Genomic DNA, 16,465 nt, shown 5'->3' with positions numbered 1-16,465 from the left:
AGCACTTGGGCTTGTGCTTGACGGCGCAGTGAGCCGCAGGAGCGCAGGACAGATACGAACAGAGGCTTGATTTGATAGGCAATGCCACCTTCCGGCACACCAACACCGCGCTGCTTTCGGTGAGCAGCGTCGAGGCGCCCACGATCGTGAGTTCCCGCGACTTCGACCAGGCCCTGGCCGGGACGCTGCGCCGGTTGAAGTTCCCGCCGCGGCTGCTGGAACGGGTCGCCGGGATCACGCACCGTCGCTGGTGGGCCCCCGGCACGGCGTTCGACGACGCCGCCGTGGAGGCCGGCGCCAAGGCCCTCGCCGAGTCCGGAATCGCGGCCTCCGACGTCGGGCTCCTGATCAACACCTCGGTCACCCGCCGGAACCTTGAACCGTCAGTCGCGGTCAAGATCCACCACGGCCTGGGGCTGCCCTCCTCCGCCATGAACTTCGACCTGGCCAACGCCTGCCTCGGCTTCGTCAACGGCATGACCCTGGCCGCCACCATGATCGACTCCGGCCAGATCAAGTACGCCGTGATCGTCAACGGCGAGGACGCCCAGGCCACGCAGGAGGCCACCCTGGCCAGGCTGCAGCGACCCGAGACCACCCGCGAGGACTTCAACCGCGAATTCGCCACCCTCACCCTCGGCTCCGGCGCCGCAGCCGCCGTCCTGGGCCCCGCGGACCAGCACCCGGGCGCGCACCGCGTCGTCGGCGGCGTGGTCCGCGCCGGCACCGAACACCACGAACTCTGCGTCGGCGGCATCGACGGCATGGCAACAGACACCAAGGGACTGCTCGACGGCGGCCTGCAGCTGGTGGTGGACGCCTGGCGCGAAGCCCAGCCCGAGTGGGACTGGGCCTCGATGGACCGGTACGTCACCCACCAGGTCAGCAACGCCTACACCCAGGCCATCATCGACGCGATTGACCTGGACCCTGACAAGGTGCCGATCACGTTCCCGCACTGGGGCAACGTTGGGCCCGCGTCCCTGCCGATGACCCTCGCCGCCGAGGCGCAGACCCTCACCAGCGGTGACCGCGTCCTGTGCATGGGCGTCGGTTCCGGCCTGAACACCGCGATGGTGGAAATCGCTTGGTAGCCGCCACCTGGCCCGGCGTCGATCCCGCCTGGTCCCGCGAGGTCGACGTGCCCGCCACCTCCGGCGCCGAGAGCGCGCCGGGCCCTGACAAGCACGGCACAACGCGCCGCTGGCACATTCTGGATAACGCGGCCCAGCTGGCCGAGCGCGGCCTCACCCCGCCGGGACCCTGCTCTGCGTCCACGGCAACCCCACCTGGTCCTACCTCTGGCGGACCGTGCTGGCCGCCGGGACCGACCCCGCCCACCCCTGGCGGGTGGTGGCCGTGGACCAGCTGGACATGGGATTCTCCGAACGGACCGGCACCTTCCGCCGGCTGCAGGACCGGATCGATGACCTCGGCAACCTGACCGACGAACTCGGTCTGACGGGGCCGGTCGTCACGGTCGGCCACGACTGGGGCGGGGTCATCAGCCTCGGCTGGGCGCTGGCCCACCAGGACCGGCTCGCCGGCGTCGTCCTCACCAACACCGCCGTCCACCAGCCCGCCGGGGTGCCCATCCCCGCGGCGCTGCGGCTCGCGCTGCATCCGGCCGTGCACCGCTGGGGCACGACGACGTCGGATGCCTTCCTGCGCGTGACCCACGCCCTGGCGCACCCGGCGCTTGACCCCGCGGTCCGCGCGGCGTTCATGGCCCCGTACCGCAACGCCCGCCGCCGCGCCGGGGTGGGCAACTTCGTGGCCGACATCCCGGCCGACGCCTCCCACCCCAGCTACCGGGCCCTGACCGCCGTCGCCGAGGGGGTGTGCGGACTCAGCGTCCCGGCGCTGATGCTGTGGGGGCCCAGGGACCCGATCTTCTCCGACCGGTACCTCAAGGACTTGGTTGGCCGGCTGCCGCACGCCCAGGTGCACCGCTTCGAGGGTGCCGGGCATCTGGTGGCCGAGGACCGGAACATCGCGGACCCCATCTTCACCTGGCTCGCCGAGCAGGTTTCCGACGCTTCCACGGCAGAAGCCGACGCACCGGCCGCCGCGGAAGCCTCCGATGCCGAGCCGCTCTGGGCGCCCCTGACCGTCCTTGCCTCGGGCCCGGACGCGGACCAGACCGCCGTGGCCGAGATGGCGAACCACGGGGGCGTGTCCCGCTCGCTCAGCTGGCGCGAACTGGACCGGCGCGTCACAGACCTGGCCCGCGGACTCAGCGGGGCCGGAATCGCTGCCGGGACCCGGGTCAGCCTGATGGTTCCGCCCGGCGTCGACCTCACCGTCGTCCTCTACGCCTGCCTTCGCGTGGGCGCCGTCGTGGTCGTGGCCGACGCCGGACTCGGGCTCCGCGGCCTGAGCCGCGCCGTGCGGGGAGCCACCCCGGATGTGCTGATCGGCATCGACAAGGCCCTCGCCGCGGCCGCCGCCCTCGGCTGGGAGGCCCGGCGCTTCAGCGTCCGCGAGCTGCCGGCGGCCCGCCGCCGGATCCTCTGCGTCGAGACCTCCCTCGAACGCCTCGGTGAATCCGGCAACGTGCCGGCGGCCGACGCCGGCCTGCCGCCGGTCCCGGCGGCCGACTCCCCCGCGGCCGTGCTGTTCACCTCCGGATCCACCGGCCCGGCCAAGGGCGTCCAGTACACGCACCGGCAACTCGCCGCCATGCGGGACACCCTCGCCGCCACCCTGGACCTCCGCCCCGGCGCACGCCTGGTGGCCGGCTTCGCCCCGTTCGCGCTGCTGGGCCCCGCCCTTGGTGCCGTGTCCGTCACCCCGGACATGGACGTGACCCGGCCCCGCACCCTGACGGCCCGGGCCCTTGCCGACGCTGCCGCCGCGATCGGCGCCACGGTGGTCTTCGCCTCCCCCGCCGCGCTGCGCAACGTCCTGGCAACCCGGGACGCCCTCACCCCGGAGGGCCGGCAGTCCCTCGCCGCCGTGGAGCTGCTGCTCTCCGCCGGCGCCCCGGTACCGCAAAGCCTGCTTGAGGACGTCCAGGACCTGGTCCCCGCAGCCGAACTCCACACCCCCTACGGGATGACCGAGGCCCTTCCCGTGACGGACATCAACTTGGCGCAGATCCGGGAGGCCGCGGCTGACTCCGCCTCCGGGACGGTGATTGGAGCCGGAAACGGCATCTGCGTGGGCCCGGCGGTGCACGGGGCCGAGCTGGCGGTTGCCCCGCTCGCCGCGGACGGCACCGCACCGGACACCGCACCCGTCGCAGCACCGGGTGTGACCGGCGAAATCCTGGTCCGCGCCGCACACGTCAAGGACTCCTACGACCGGCTGTGGCTGACCCAGCGCGAAAGCGCCCGGACAGCGGGCTGGCACCGCACCGGCGACGTCGGGCACCTCGACGCCGCCGGCCGGCTCTGGGTGGAGGGCCGGCTGGCGCATGTGGTCACCGCCCCGGGCGGCGTAGTCACACCCGTCGGCGCCGAACAGGCCATCGAGGCGCTGCCCGGGGTGGGCCTCGCCGCGGTGGTCGGCGTCGGCCCGGCCGGCACCCAAGCGGTCGCCGCCGTCGTCGAGACCGTCCCGGCCGTGCGCAAGGCGGGACCGGCCGAGCCAGGGCTCGCCGGCCGGGTCCGCGCAGCCGCCCGGCAGGCCGGCGTCGAAGTCTCCGCCGTCCTGGCCGTCCCCGCCCAGCCCACCGACATCCGGCACAACGCCAAGATCGACCGGACACGGTTGGCCCGCTGGGCCGGGTCCGTGCTGGCCGGCGGCCGGCCCGGCACGCCGTGAGGGTCCTGGTCACCGGCGCCAGCGGGCTGCTCGGCGGCGCCGTCGCCCGGCTGCTTGTCGAGCAGGGCCACGAGGTCACCACCTTCCAGCGCCGACCCTCCGGGGTTCCGGGGCCGCGGACCTGCCCGGGTCCGTGACGGACGACGCCGCCTTGCGCGGCGCCGTCGCCGGCATGGACGGCGTCATTCACCTCGCCGCTAAAGTCTCCTTCACCGGCCGTCCCGAGGAGTTCGACGCGGTCAACATCGCCGGCACCGCCCGGCTGCTGGCCGCCGCCCGTGACGCCGGCGTGCGGGACCTGGTGTTCGTGTCTTCTCCGTCGGTGGCCAACTCCGGACAGGCGATCGCGGGCCTCGACGCCGAACCGGCGGATCCCGCCCGGGCACACGGGGACTACTCCCGGACGAAGGCCGCCGCCGAACTGCTGGCCCTCGCCGCGGACGCACCCGGCTTCCGGGTCACCGCCGTGCGGCCGCACATCGTCTGGGGACCCGGCGACACCCAGCTGGTGGAGCGGGTCCTGGAGCGCGCCGCACAGGGCAGGCTGCCGCTGCTGGACTCCGGCGGCGCCCTGATCGACACCACGTATATCGACAACGCGGCGGCCGCCATAGTGGCGGCGCTGCACCGCATGGACCGGGTCCACGGGCTGGCCCTGGTGGTCAGCAACGGCGAGCCGCGGCCGGTGGGTGAGCTGCTGGCCGGAATCTGCGCCGCCGGCGGCGTGCCCGCGCCGGCATGGTCAGTGCCGGGACGCGTGGCCAGTGCCGTGGGGTCACTGGTGGAGAGGGCCTGGCTCCGGTCCGGCCGGGTGGAGGAGCCGCCGATGACCCGGTTCCTGGCCGAGCAGCTGTCCACGGCGCACTGGTTCGACCAGCGCCGGACCCGCGAGCTTCTGGACTGGACCCCCGCGGTCAGCCTGGACGAGGGGCTGGCCCGGCTGGCGGCGCACTACGGTGCTACCAGCGGCCGTTCCGGGGACGCGGCTGGCACACCGGACAGGTGTGCGCCGAGCGGTTCATGAACTGCTCACGCTTGATCAGGCTGACGATCCCGTTCGCGGCGCAGCGCCGGCACTCCTGGCCCTCCCGGCCGTAGGCGTTCAGGGACCGTTCGAAGTAGCCGGAGGAGCCGTTGACGTTCACATAGAGGGAATCGAAGCTGGTGCCGCCGGCGGCCAGGGCATCGGTCATGACCTGCCGGGCCGCGTCGAGGACGCGTTCGGCGTCGGCGCGGCGCATCCGGTCGGTGGCGCGGGCGTAGTGCAGCTTGGCCAGCCAGAGGGCCTCGTCCGCGTAGATGTTCCCGATACCGGAGACCAGGCCCTGGTCCAGCAGGGCGCGCTTCAGGCCCGTCCGGCGCGCCCGAAGGCGGCGGTAGAACAGGTCGAAGGAAAAGTGCGGGTCCAGCGGATCGCGGGCGATGTGCGAGGCTTCCTCGGCGATCAGCGGCAGCGGGGTCTCGGCCAGGCCGCCCGGGCCGCCGTCCGCGGTGGGGATCAGCGAGGTCAGGAACAGTCCGCCGAAGATCCGCTGGTCCACGAACCTGAGCTGCTCCGGCATGCCCGCGGCCGGGCTGAGCCGCAGCCGGATCTTCAGGTGCTTCTCGTCCGGAACCTCGGCGTCCTGCATCAGGAGCTGCCCGGACATGCCCAGGTGCGCCATCAGGGCGACGTTCGCGGCTCCGTCGGCCGCAGCGGCACTTCCAGAGGCACCCGCACCGCCTGACGCCTCCGCGGACGCGTCCGCGAGAGGCAGCCAGAGGAATTTGCCGCGGCGGACCACGTCCAGCACGCGGGCGCCCTGCAGGTTGCCGATGAAGTCAGCGGGGCCGAGGGCGTGCCGGCGCAGGGACCGCGGGTCCAGCACCTCGACGCCGGTGATGGTCCGGCCGCGGACCCAGCTCACCAGGCCGCGCCGGACCACCTCAACCTCGGGCAACTCGGGCAAGGGCGTTCCTAGCTGCCGGCCGGGGCGGCGGCGGAATCCCGGCGGCCCTCACGGTCAGCGGCGTCGCCGTCGGACTCAGCGGGGGCGGACAGCCGGCGCCAGGCGTCGGCGGCAGCTTCCTGTTCCGCTTCCTTCTTGGAGTTCCCGGTACCGGAGCCGTAGTCGGTGCCGCCGATGCGCAGTACGGCCTCGAAGGTCCGGGCATGGTCCGGGCCCGAGCCCTCCACCGCGTAGTTGATGGTGCCGAGCTGCCGGCTGGCGGCGAGCTCCTGGATGCTGGTCTTCCAGTCGGTGCCGGCGCCCAGGGCGGCGGCGTCCGAAAGCAGCGGACCCACCAGGCGCATAACCAGCTGCCGGGCCGTCTCCAGGTCGTTGGAGAGGTACGTGGCGCCGATCAGCGCCTCCATGGTGTCCGCGAGGATGGAGGCCTTGTTCTTGCCCTGGGTGAGCTTCTCGCCCTGGCCCAGGTAGATGTAGTCGCCCAGGTTGATGCTGCGGCCGATGCCGGCCAGCGCCCGGGTGCTGACGACGGCGGAGCGCCGCTTGGCCAGGTCACCTTCGGGAAGGTCCGGGTTGTCACGGTAGAGCGCGTCCGTGACCGAGAACCCCAGGATCGAGTCGCCCAGGAATTCGAGCCGCTCGTTGGTGGGGATGCCGCCGTTTTCGTAGGCGTAGGAACGATGGGTCAGAGCAAGACGAAGCGTCCCGGCGTCAATAGAGACACCGAGACGCTTCAGAAGCTCTTCAGTTGAAGACATCTTAGTCAGCCTGTTGGCGGATTAGACGTCTGCGACCTTGCGGCCCTTGTACTCAAGGAACAGCGCGGTGCCAGCCGAGTCGGTAACGACCTTTGCCTGGTGCGGCAGGCTGTAAACAACCTGGCCGTTTTCCACGGTCTTCACCAGGTGGGGGGCGGTTGCCTTCCACTGGGAGCGGCGGGCGCGGGTATTCGAGCGAGACATTTTCCGCTTGGGAACAGCCACGGCTAACTCATTTCTCTCTAGTCCAACACTTACAAATCAGTTTTGCCGGTCAGGCTTAGCCAGGTCGGCTAGGGCAGCCCAGCGAGGATCCAGGACCTCGTGGTGGTGCCCCGGCTCGTCTTCCAGGCGAACTCCGCATTCGGAGCAGAGGCCCTGGCAGTCTTCCCGGCACACCGGCTGGAACGGCAGCATGGTGACAACTGCGTCCCGCAACACCGGTTCAAGATCGATTAGATCGTGCTCGACTCGACGTTGCTCTTCTTCGTCTTCTCCGTCCGAGAATTCAGCACCCTCGTAGAAGAAAAGTTCTTGCACATTGACCTCTTGGTCATACGCAAGGGGATCCAGGCATCGACCGCATTCGCCGGTTACTTCGACGAACGCGGTGCCCGATACCAGAATTCCTTCGTGTACGGCCTCCAGGCGCAGATCCAGCTCGACATCCGAGCCTTCCTGCACACCAATGAGCGCCACGCCGAGATCACTCGGCGCGGGTACATGTTCTTTCAGTGTCCGCATGCTTCCCGGACTGCGTCCGAGGTCCTTGACGTCGAACGCCAGGGGCGAACTTGCATCTCGCTTAATGAGAACTCCTGTAGAACATATGACCGACGTACTATCTTAGCCTGATTCTTCGAGCGGACTCAAACCGCCCCGCCGGACCCCAGGCGCCGCAGAACCGACTTCGGCACGAACTCCGACACGTCGCCGCCAAGGGTGTGGACTTCCTTGATCAGGGTGGAAGACAGGTGCAGGTAGTGCCCCTCGGCGGGAAGGAAGACCGTCTCGACGCCGGTGAGCTGGCGGTTCATGGTGGCCATGGGCAGCTCGTAGTCGAAGTCGGAGGAGGAGCGCAACCCCTTGACGATCGCGGAGGCACCCCGCCGGCGGCAGTACTCGGCCAGCAGCCCCTCCCCCACGGGCTCGACCACGATTCCGCGCAGCGAAGCCAGCGTCTCGCGGGCCATGCCGATCCGTTCCTCGAGGGTGAAGCGGTACTTCTTGGCGTAGTTGGTGGAGACGGCGACGATGACCTCGTCGAACAGGCTCGCGGCCCGCGCAATGACCTCCAGGTGGCCGTTGTGGATGGGGTCGAAGGAGCCTGGGCACACCGCGCGTCTCATCCTCCGAACCTACCGCATGGGGCTTGCGGGGCGGGATAGCATGGCGGCATGTCAGCATCGAAGAGTTCTTCTGCCGCGCCCGTGTCCGCGCCGTTCAGCGTTTCGGGAGGGACCGTCCTGGTGACCGGTGCCGCGATGGGCATGGGCCGGCTGTACGCCCTGCGCGCAGCCCGGGAGGGTGCCGCCGTCGTCATCCTCTGGGACGTCGACGCCGCGGGCCTGGCCTCGACCGCCGCGGAGGTCACGGCCCTGGGTGCGCGCGCCGTCGTCCGCCAGGTGGACCTGGCCAGCCGGGAGGCGATCGCCGACGCCGCCGCCGAGGCCGCCGCGGAAGGGCCCCTGACCCTGCTGGTCAACAATGCCGGGATTGTCCGCGGCGCCCTGTTCTGGGAGCACGACCCGGCGCGGGACATTGCCCTGACCATGGACATCAACGCCCTCGCCCCGATGTACGTCGCCCACGCGTTCCTGCCGGCGATGATGTCCGACGCCGGCCGTCCGCGCCGCATCCTGAACATCGCCTCCGCGGCCGGGACCGTCTCCAACCCGCGGATGAGCGTCTATGCGGCCTCCAAGTGGGCGGTGATCGGCTGGAGCGACTCGCTGCGGCTCGAACTCGAGCAGCAGGGCTTCGACCACCTCAAGGTCACCACGTTCTGCCCCAGCTACATCTCCACCGGCATGTTCGCCGGCGCCCGCGGGCCGCTGTTCACTCCCCTGATGACCCCCGAGGACGCCATCAACCGCGCCTGGAATGCCATGCAGGAGGGCCGGCCGCAGCTGATCGCCCCGGCCACGGCCCAGCTGGGCAAGGTGCTGCGCGGGCTGCTGCCGGTGCGCGCCTGGGACTTCGTGGGCGGCAGGATCTTCGGCATCTACACCACCATGGACAAGTTCACCGGCCGAGCCGGCGCTCCCTCCGGCACGGCGCCCAACCAGTCGCCGGACACGACGGCGGGCACGCCGTGACGCAGGTCCCGAATCCGGCACCCTGGCAGCGGACGGCCACCGGAGCGAACCTGCTCGGCGCCGACGGGACCCTGGGCGTCACCATCTTCGAGGAAATGACCACCCTGGCGCTCTCCACCGGCGCCATCAACCTGGGCCAGGGCTTCCCGGATGAGGACGGCCCGGCCGAGATCAAGGACGCCGCGCAGGCTGCCATCGCCGCCGGCGCCAACCAGTACGCCCCGGGCAAGGGGATCATCGAGCTCCGCGAAGCCATCTCGCTGCACCAGGAACGCTTCTACGGCCTAACCCCGGACCCGCAGACCGAGGTGCTCGTCACTACGGGCGCCACGGAGGCGATCGCCGCCGCGCTGCTGGCCCTGGTGGGCCCGGGCGATGAGGTCCTCACCTTCGAACCGTTCTACGACTCCTACGGCGCGATCATCGGCCTCGCAGGCGCCACGCACGTCACCGCGCCGCTGCTGGCCCCGGATTTCATGCCGGACCTCGACGCACTGGAGGCCGCCTTCAGCGACCGGACCAAGGTGGTGCTGGTGAACAACCCGCACAACCCCACCGGGGCAGTCTTCCCCCGGGAGGTGCTGGAGCGCGTGGTCGCCCTCGCGCGCCGGCACGACGCCGTGATCGTCACCGACGAGGTCTACGAACACCTCACCTTCGGCCCCGCGCACCTTCCCATAGCCGGGCTGCCCGGCGCCGCGGACCGCACCCTGACCATTTCCTCTGCCGGCAAAACCTTCTCCGTTACCGGGTGGAAGATCGGCTGGATCTCCGGCCCGGAGCAGCTGATCTCGGCCGTGCGCACGGTCAAGCAGTTCCTCAGCTACAGTTCCGGCACCCCGTTCCAGAGCGCGATCGCCCTGGGGCTCGGCCTGCCGGACGAGTTCTACGCCGGCATCGCGGACACCCTGCGGCTGAAGCGGGACATTCTCAGCGAGGGGTTGCGGGCCGCCGGCTTCGATGTCTTCACCCCGCAGGGCACCTATTTCGTCAACGTGGACACCGCGCCGCTGGGCATCACGGACGCCCTGGACCTGGCGCGGCGGCTGCCTGGGCTGGTGGGCGTCGCCGCGATCCCGGTCCCGGTGTTCTGCCACGCCGAGGGCGCCGAACGGACCCGCAGCCTGCTCCGCTTCGCGTTCTGCAAGCGGACGTCGGTGCTTGCCGAGGCCGCGGAGCGCCTGGCGACTCTCCGGGACCGGCTGTGAGCGCTACCTCCCCGGAGGGCTCGCGGTTCCTGCGCACCACCGGCCAGCACGCCGCGATCGAACGGGACGAGTTCACCGACGGCGGCTACATCCTCAGCATTGGCGGCGCCGAACAGTCGCACGTCAACCTGGCCGAACCGGACGACATCTTCTACGAGTACCTGCGGCGGATCGGGCACATCGTGGACCTCGCCGCGCCGTGGGGCGAGCCCGTCACTGCGCTGCACCTGGGCGCCGGTGCCCTCACCCTGGCCCGTTACATCCAGGCGACCCGGCCCGGCTCGGTGCAGTACGCAGTGGAGCTCGAACGTGAGCTGCTGGACTTCGTGCTGGAGCGGCTGCCGATGCCGGAGGGCACGGAGCTGCACACGGTCATCGGCGACGCCCGGGAGTCCCTGGGGACCGTCCCGCCGGAGCTGCGCTTCGACGTCGTGATCCTGGACATCTTCTCCGGTCCCGAGGCGCCCGCCCATATCGCCTGCACGGACTTCTACCGTGAGGCGGCCGCCCGGCTCACCCCGCGCGGGGTGCTGGTGGTCAACGTCGGAGATGAGCCGGGCCTGACCCTGGTCCGCAGCCAGGTGGCCGCGCTGCGCCGGGCCATGGCGGACGTCGCCGCGTTCGCCGAGTCCGGCCTGTTCTCCGGCCGCTACCCCGGCAACATTATCCTCGCCGGCACGCAGGGCCCCTGGCCGGCGCCGTGGACGGCCGCGCTCACAGCCCGCGGGCCGCACCCGGCGAGGGTGCTCACCGGCGTCGAGCTCGACGCGATCGCGGAGGCCTAGGGGCCCGGGACCGTAGTACTTTTCGGAAACTCAGCCGAAGGCGATCTTCCGCAGCAGCTCCCTCAGCTGGTCCCGCTCGGTGCCGCTGAGGGCGGCCAGGGACGTGTCCTCGGCGTCCCGGACCGCCGCTGCGGCCCGGGCGAACAGGTCCCTGCCGGCGGCGGTGGCCCGGATGACCTTGGAGCGCCGGTCGCGGGGGTCGGCAGCGCGTTCCACCAGGCCCCGGGCCTCCAGTGCATCCACTAGCGAGACGATCTGGCTGGGGTCCAGGCGCAGGAAGCCGGAGAGCTCCCGCTGTGAGGGGTCGGTGTCGCTGCAGGCCAGGGCCAACACCGAGTAGGAGCGCACCTTCAACTCCAGCGGCGCCAGCAGCGCGTTGGCGTGGCCGATGCCCACCGAGCGGGCGCGGGCGGCCAGGAACTCGATCTCGCCGGCCAGGTCGCTGGCCAGCAGGCGGTCCGGAACGGCGGCGGAGCCTTCCCCTGTTCCGGGTCCGGCGTGAGTGTTGCGGCCACAAATCCTCGCAGTTCTCGGCGGGTGCGCGGGGCGCATGACAGCAGCAACATTACCCGTGGTCCCTGCCGGGGACGGCGGGCGGCGCGCACAAGGATCGTTGAAAAAATAATGATTGACTTTGTCAATTATATGAGTTGTCATTTATGTAATCCGGGGCCTGCCGGAAACGCCGTTCGCGGCCGCCCGGGCCCCGAAGGCCGGATAACTTACCCCAAGGAAGTGGACTGTTATGAAGAGACTGACCTTTGCCGCCGTCGGCGTTGCCGCCGCGGTGCTCCTGACGGCCTGCGGCGGAGGATCCCCGTCCGGCACCGGCTCTGCGGCGCCGGCCGCAGGGGCGGACGGTCTCCGCAGCATCAGCGTCGGCGTGATTTCGATCGCCCCGTCCGCCGCAGTTCAGATGGGCATCGACGAGGGCATCTTCGCCAAGCACAAGCTCAAGGTCGAGCTGCAGAGCGGGCAGGGCGGCGCGGCCATGCTTCCCGCCGTGTCCACCGGCACCATGAACTTCTCCGTCGGCAACCCGCTGTCCGTGCTCCTGGCCAAGAACAAGGGCCTGGACATGAAGATCGTCACCGGATACTCCAACTCCCTGGCCACCGGCGAGGACATCAACGGCGTGGTCGCGAAGGCCAATTCGGGCATCACCTCCGCCAAGGACCTCGCCGGGAAGAAGGTCGCCGTCAACACCATCAACGCCCAGGGCGACCTGACCATCAAGGAGGTCGTCTCCCAGCAGGGCGGCGATCCGAACGCGGTGCAGTTCCTCGAACTGCCGTTCCAGGACATGGGCGCGCAGCTGGCGCAGGGCAACGTGGACGCCGTCTGGGTCCCGGAGCCGTTCCTGTCCAAGCTGCTGGCGGACGGCAACAAGCTGGTCACCTACAACAACCAGGCCGCGCTGCCCGGGCTCCCCACCATGGTGACGTTCACCAGCGGCAACTACGCGCAGCAGAACCCCGAGGTGGTCAAGGACTTCAAGGACGCCATGACGGAGACGCTCAGCGCGGCACAGAGCAACCCCGACAAGGTCCGGGCGCTGCTGCCCGCGTTCATGAAGATGCCGGAGAACGTCGCCAAGACCCTGCGCCTGGAGAAGTTCGACGGCGCCGTGGACGAGCCGACGCTGACCAAGCTCGGCGCGCTGATGGCCAAGTACAAGATCGTTCCCTCGGAGCCGGACGTCTCCGGCACCATCCTGAAGTAGCGGCTACTCCCCGGCGTCGCCGGCGGTCTCCTCCGCCGGCACGCCGGGCTCGGCGAACCAGAGCCTGGTCTCGCCGTATTTCTTGTCCGCGAACCGTTCCAGCCCCTCGGGCCAGGACGGTTCCGGCGTGCGGGCTGAACGTTCGACCACGACGACGGCGCCCTCGGCCAGGTGCGGCAGGAGCTTGGCCAGTACGGCGGCCAGGGCGTCCTCTTCCAGCGGGTAGGGCGGGTCCAGGAACACCAGGTCCCAGCGGGTTCCCTCCCCCGCCCGTTCCAGGAACGATTCGACCTTGGAGCGGTGCACCGAGACCACCTTGCGCCGCAGCACGGTGTTGATCAGGTCCGCGTTGCGCTGGCAGACCTCGGAGGCCTTGGCAGCGAACTCCACCAGGTCCACGTTGGCGGCCCCGCGGCTGGCGCTTTCGACCCCGAGGGAGCCCGAGCCGGCGTAGAGGTCCAGCACGCGGGCGTCCGAAATCACCTCGAACGCGTCCAGCCGGGAGAACAGTGCCTCCTTGACCCGGTCCGTGGTGGGCCGGGTCAAGGAGCCCGGAACCCCGGCCAGGGTGGTGCCGCCGGCCGCGCCGGCGATGATCCGGCTCACGGGCGGTGCTCCTCAGTACTAACCGCGTTCAAGGAACGCCTCCTTCTCGGGGTTCAAATAATCGTCAATGGCGGCGGCCAGCGCTGCGTGGCGGGTCAGCCCGGGGTCCCCGCCGATGATCGCCTGCGCGTCATGCCGTGCCCGGGCAATGACGTCCTCGTGCTCAAGGACCCGCAGCAGCTTCAGGGTGGACCGGCCGCCGGACTGGGAGGCGCCGAGGATGTCACCCTCGCGGCGGAGCTTGAGGTCCTCCTGGGAGAGTTCGAACCCGTCGGTGGTGGAGGCCACGGCCTCGAGGCGTCGACGGCTGGGGTGCCCCGGCCCCAGGGTGGTCACCAGCAGGCAGGTCCCGGGCAGGCCGCCGCGGCCCACCCGGCCACGGAGCTGGTGCAGCTGGGAGATGCCGAAGCGGTCCGCGTCCAGGATCACCATGAGTGTGGCGTTGTGCACGTCCACGCCCACCTCGATCACGGTGGTGGAGACCAGCAGCTTGGTCCGGTTGGCGGTGAACGAGGCCATCGTGTCCGACTTCAGCACCGGGTCCTGCCGCCCGTGCAGCGGCGCCACCGGCACCCCGGCGAGGGCCGGTTCGTCCTGCAGCAGTTCGACAACGCCGGTGACGGACGCGAGCTCCCGGGCGCCGCCGCCGGCCAGGTCGGCGTCGGTGGGTTCGGCCTCGCCGGGGCTGAAGTCGCCGTCGTCGTCATCGCCGATCTTGGGGCAGACGACGTAGACCTGGTGCCCGGCGTCGATCTCCTCGCGGGACCGGGACCAGATCCGCTGCGCCCAGGCCGGGTGTTCGGCCAGTCCCACCACGTGGGTGGAGATCGGGGCGCGGCCGGCCGGCAGCTCATCCAGCACCGAGGTCTCGAGGTCGCCGAACACGGTCATGGCGACGGTGCGCGGGATGGGCGTGGCGGTCATGACCAGCAGGTGCGGCGGTTTGCTGGCCTTGGAGCGGAGCACGTCGCGTTGTTCGACGCCGAAGCGGTGCTGTTCGTCCACCACGATCAGGCCGAGGTCGTAGAAGGAGACGTTCTCGCTCAGCAGCGCGTGGGTGCCAATCACGATGCCGGCGGTACCGGAGGCGGCGTCCAGCATCGCCTGCCGGCGGGCGGCGGTGGGCATGGAGCCGGTCAACAGCGTCACCTGCACCGAGTCGGGGCCGAAGCCGCCGAGCAGCCCGTCGCGTGAGAGCGGGCCCAGGGTCCGCCGGATCGACTCGAAGTGCTGGGCGGCGAGGACCTCGGTGGGGGCCAGCAGCGCGGCCTGCCCGCCGGCGTCGACCACCTGCAGCATGGCGCGCAGGGCAACGATCGTCTTGCCGGAGCCCACCTCGCCCTGCAGCAGCCGGTTCATCGGCGAGTCCCCGGCCAGTTCCGCGGCGAGGGTCTTCCCGACGGCGGCCTGGCCGGCGGTCAGGGTGAACGGCAGCTGCCGGTCGAAGGCGGTCAGCAGCCCCTCGGCCACGGGGCGGCGGGCTGTGGCTTCCTCGGCGGCCAGCTGGGAGCGGCGCCGGGCGAGGGCGGACTGCAGGACCAGGGCCTCCTGGTAGCGGAAGCGGTCCCGGGCGCGGCGCCAGTCGGCGTGGACTTCCGGGGCGTGGATCAGCCGGTAGGCCTCGGCGACCGGCATGAACTTTTCCCGGGCGGAGATCCCGGCGGGCAGCGGGTCCGGCAGCTCGGCCAGGTCAGCGGTCTCCAGCAGCGTGGCGATGACCTTCTGGATGGACCAGCTGGTCAGCTTGGCCGTGGCCGGGTACACCGGGATGGGCATGGCGGCGAGCTTCTCCGGGTCCATGCCCGGCACGTCCGGGTCCTCGTCCAGGAGCTGGAAGTCGGGGTTGGTCAGGCCCAGGCTCCCGCCGTAGCGGGTGATCTTGCCGGAGAAAAGCGCGCGGACACTCGGCTGCAGTTCCGCCCGGGCCCGGAAGCCGTTGAAGAAGCTGACCTTGAGCGTGCCCGGCTGCGCGATTCCAGTTCCGGTTCCGGTTCGCGGTGCGGCGCCGTTCGCGCTCCCCGAGCCGGCGTCGTCGGAGATCACGACGTCGGTGATGGAGCCGCGGCGGGCGCGCATCTGCCGGGTGCTGTTGGAGAGCACCCGGGCGATGAGCGTGACTTCTTCATCGAGCGGGACCTCGCTGATGGGGTCAGTTCGCCGCGGGTGACGTAGCGGCGCGGGAAGTAGTTCAGCAGGCCGCCGACGGTGGTGATGCCGAGGTGCTTCTCGATGACGGCGGCGGACCGCTTCCCGATCCGGCGGTCCAGGGCGAGGTTCAGCTCAGCGGACATGTCCGTCGGGGTCCGTGCTGCCGGCGGCGCCGGGGACGGCCGCCTCCGCGGGGTCGCGCGGGACGGCGAGGTCGCTGATGCTGGTCTCGGTGGGCTCGCCGAGGGAACGGATGAGCGCGACGGCGGGGGCGGCGTCGGGGACGTGGACGTGGACGCGCCAGCGGTAGGCCCCCTCGGCGTCGGCGTCCTTGCCCACCTGGCTCATGATCACCGACTCGCCGATCTCGTCCAGCCGCTGCCGCATGGTGGCCGCGTCCAGCGGCGAGAGCGAGATGGTGCACATGACCTCCACGCCCTCGTCCCGCGGCATGTCGGCGTGGATGTGGGGGTCCTGCACGTCGTAGCCGTGCAGTCCGTCCAGCAGGGCCTCCTGGAGCTCCTCCCCCAGCACGGCCGAGCGGAGGCAGTCGAGGACCAGCAGCATGCCGACGCCGCCGGCGTCCACCACTTTGGCGGCGTGCAGTGCCTCGAGTTGGTCCTCGGTGCGGACGACGGCGCCCAGAGCGGCCTCGACGGCCGCATCCAAGGCCAGGCCCAGGGTGTGGTTGCTGTCGTCTCCGCCGTGTTCGGCGTCGACGGCGGCCACGGCACGGGCGGCTGCCTCCATGACCGAGAGCATGGTTCCGGGGACGGGGTCGCTCAGCGCGGACCAGGCCCGGAGCTGGGCGCGGTTCAGGGCGGCGGCCAGCAGCGGGGAGCTCATCCGGGGGTGGCCGGCCAGCGGCTCGGCGACGGCGCAGAGGAAGACGGCGAACAGGGTGCCGGAGTTGCCGCGGGCCTGCTCGATGGCGGCCTGGCCGGCGCGGGCCAGGAGCGCCCCGACGTCGTGCTGGGCCGGGTCCGGGGCGGGCACGGCGAACGGCTGGCCGCTGGCGGGCAGCTGTGGGAGGGCGGAGGTGTCCGTGGCGACGTCCTGCAGCGGCGGGCGGCGGCCCGGACGGTGAGGTAGAGGTTGGTGCCGGTGTCGCCGTCGGCCACCGGGAAGATGTTGATGGCGTTCAGGCGGTCGCTGTGGTTTCCGAGCGTCGTTTCTGCCTTGCCCAACCACCGCTTCATCGC

12 protein-coding genes and 4 pseudogenes are annotated in these 16,465 nt (G+C 70.9%); 7 read left to right on the top strand and 9 right to left on the bottom strand.

Features of this window, described 5'->3' with window-relative positions; all coding sequences use genetic code 11:
• The first annotated feature begins 71 nt into the window (after nt 1-71).
• The 3 genes and pseudogenes from ACRQ5B_RS12505 (at nt 72) to ACRQ5B_RS12495 (ending at nt 4,792) form a co-directional block, all read left to right on the top strand.
• Nucleotides 72-1,094, top strand: a complete 1,023-nt coding sequence (locus ACRQ5B_RS12505; protein WP_290257521.1) for a 3-oxoacyl-ACP synthase III — start codon at nt 72-74, stop codon at nt 1,092-1,094.
• Nucleotides 1,088-3,768: pseudogene (locus tag ACRQ5B_RS12500) on the top strand (alpha/beta fold hydrolase). The gene ACRQ5B_RS12505 and the pseudogene ACRQ5B_RS12500 overlap by 7 nt, the downstream one beginning before the upstream one ends.
• Nucleotides 3,765-4,792, top strand: a pseudogene (locus ACRQ5B_RS12495) (NAD-dependent epimerase/dehydratase family protein). The pseudogenes ACRQ5B_RS12500 and ACRQ5B_RS12495 overlap by 4 nt, the downstream one beginning before the upstream one ends.
• On the opposite strand, the gene mutM reads toward ACRQ5B_RS12495, so the two are convergent.
• From mutM to coaD, 5 genes are all read right to left on the bottom strand, one after another.
• Entirely contained in the window at nt 4,728-5,717 is a 990-nt protein-coding gene (gene mutM / locus ACRQ5B_RS12490) for a bifunctional DNA-formamidopyrimidine glycosylase/DNA-(apurinic or apyrimidinic site) lyase (RefSeq protein WP_432394302.1), read from the bottom strand. The pseudogene ACRQ5B_RS12495 and the gene mutM overlap by 65 nt on opposite strands.
• 8 nt (nt 5,718-5,725) lie before the next feature.
• Nucleotides 5,726-6,475, bottom strand: coding sequence for a ribonuclease III (rnc, locus tag ACRQ5B_RS12485; RefSeq protein WP_432394300.1), 750 nt, complete (start codon nt 6,473-6,475; stop codon nt 5,726-5,728).
• A 21-nt stretch (nt 6,476-6,496) separates the two neighbouring features.
• Nucleotides 6,497-6,700: a 50S ribosomal protein L32 gene (gene rpmF, locus ACRQ5B_RS12480; protein WP_056738282.1), complete on the bottom strand. Its 204-nt coding sequence runs from the start codon at nt 6,698-6,700 to the stop codon at nt 6,497-6,499.
• Nucleotides 6,701-6,736: 36 nt separating this feature from the next.
• Nucleotides 6,737-7,261 carry a YceD family protein gene (locus ACRQ5B_RS12475; RefSeq protein ID WP_432398760.1) on the bottom strand — a complete coding sequence of 175 codons (525 nt, stop codon included), beginning with the start codon at nt 7,259-7,261 and terminating at the stop codon, nt 6,737-6,739.
• A gap of 83 nt (nt 7,262-7,344) precedes the next feature.
• Nucleotides 7,345-7,824 carry a pantetheine-phosphate adenylyltransferase gene (gene coaD, locus ACRQ5B_RS12470; protein ID WP_290257515.1) on the bottom strand — a complete coding sequence of 160 codons (480 nt, stop codon included), beginning with the start codon at nt 7,822-7,824 and terminating at the stop codon, nt 7,345-7,347.
• A gap of 48 nt (nt 7,825-7,872) precedes the next feature.
• On the opposite strand from coaD, the gene ACRQ5B_RS12465 reads away from it, so the two are divergent.
• The 3 genes from ACRQ5B_RS12465 to ACRQ5B_RS12455 are packed head-to-tail and all read left to right on the top strand — an operon-like array spanning nt 7,873 to nt 10,786.
• Nucleotides 7,873-8,793 (top strand): SDR family NAD(P)-dependent oxidoreductase, encoded by a 921-nt coding sequence (locus ACRQ5B_RS12465; RefSeq protein ID WP_432394295.1) that lies wholly within the window; start codon nt 7,873-7,875, stop codon nt 8,791-8,793.
• The gene (locus tag ACRQ5B_RS12460) at nt 8,790-10,001 is read left to right on the top strand and encodes an aminotransferase class I/II-fold pyridoxal phosphate-dependent enzyme (RefSeq protein WP_432394292.1); all 1,212 of its coding nucleotides are present in this window, start codon (nt 8,790-8,792) and stop codon (nt 9,999-10,001) included. Before ACRQ5B_RS12465 ends, ACRQ5B_RS12460 begins: the two co-directional genes overlap by 4 nt.
• Entirely contained in the window at nt 9,998-10,786 is a 789-nt protein-coding gene (locus tag ACRQ5B_RS12455; protein ID WP_432394289.1) for a spermidine synthase, read from the top strand. The genes ACRQ5B_RS12460 and ACRQ5B_RS12455 overlap by 4 nt, the downstream gene beginning before the upstream one ends.
• Before the next feature lie 30 nt (nt 10,787-10,816).
• Here ACRQ5B_RS12455 and ACRQ5B_RS12450 read toward each other — a convergent pair whose 3' ends face one another.
• Nucleotides 10,817-11,338: a MarR family winged helix-turn-helix transcriptional regulator gene (locus tag ACRQ5B_RS12450; protein WP_432394286.1), complete on the bottom strand. Its 522-nt coding sequence runs from the start codon at nt 11,336-11,338 to the stop codon at nt 10,817-10,819.
• A 193-nt stretch (nt 11,339-11,531) separates the two neighbouring features.
• Between ACRQ5B_RS12450 and ACRQ5B_RS12445 the strand changes: the two genes are divergently transcribed.
• Nucleotides 11,532-12,509, top strand: a complete 978-nt coding sequence (locus ACRQ5B_RS12445; protein ID WP_432394283.1) for an ABC transporter substrate-binding protein — start codon at nt 11,532-11,534, stop codon at nt 12,507-12,509.
• 3 nt (nt 12,510-12,512) lie between these two features.
• Here the strand turns inward: ACRQ5B_RS12445 and rsmD are convergent, their stop codons facing one another.
• The 3 genes and pseudogenes from rsmD to ACRQ5B_RS12430 form a co-directional block, all read right to left on the bottom strand.
• On the bottom strand, nt 12,513-13,115 hold the full coding sequence (gene rsmD / locus ACRQ5B_RS12440) for a 16S rRNA (guanine(966)-N(2))-methyltransferase RsmD (protein ID WP_432394281.1): 603 nt from the start codon (nt 13,113-13,115) through the stop codon (nt 12,513-12,515).
• A gap of 18 nt (nt 13,116-13,133) precedes the next feature.
• Nucleotides 13,134-15,406: pseudogene (locus tag ACRQ5B_RS12435) on the bottom strand (ATP-dependent DNA helicase RecG).
• A pseudogene (locus ACRQ5B_RS12430) lies at nt 15,396-16,462 on the bottom strand (DAK2 domain-containing protein). Before ACRQ5B_RS12430 ends, ACRQ5B_RS12435 begins: the two co-directional pseudogenes overlap by 11 nt.
• Nucleotides 16,463-16,465: the final 3 nt, after the last annotated feature.

It is taken from the genome of Pseudarthrobacter sp. L19, from assembly GCF_050859435.1.
Lineage (GTDB): Bacteria > Actinomycetota > Actinomycetes > Actinomycetales > Micrococcaceae > Arthrobacter.
The sequence above is the reverse complement of the archived record's forward strand: the minus strand, read 5'-3'. Positions and strand labels throughout refer to the sequence as shown.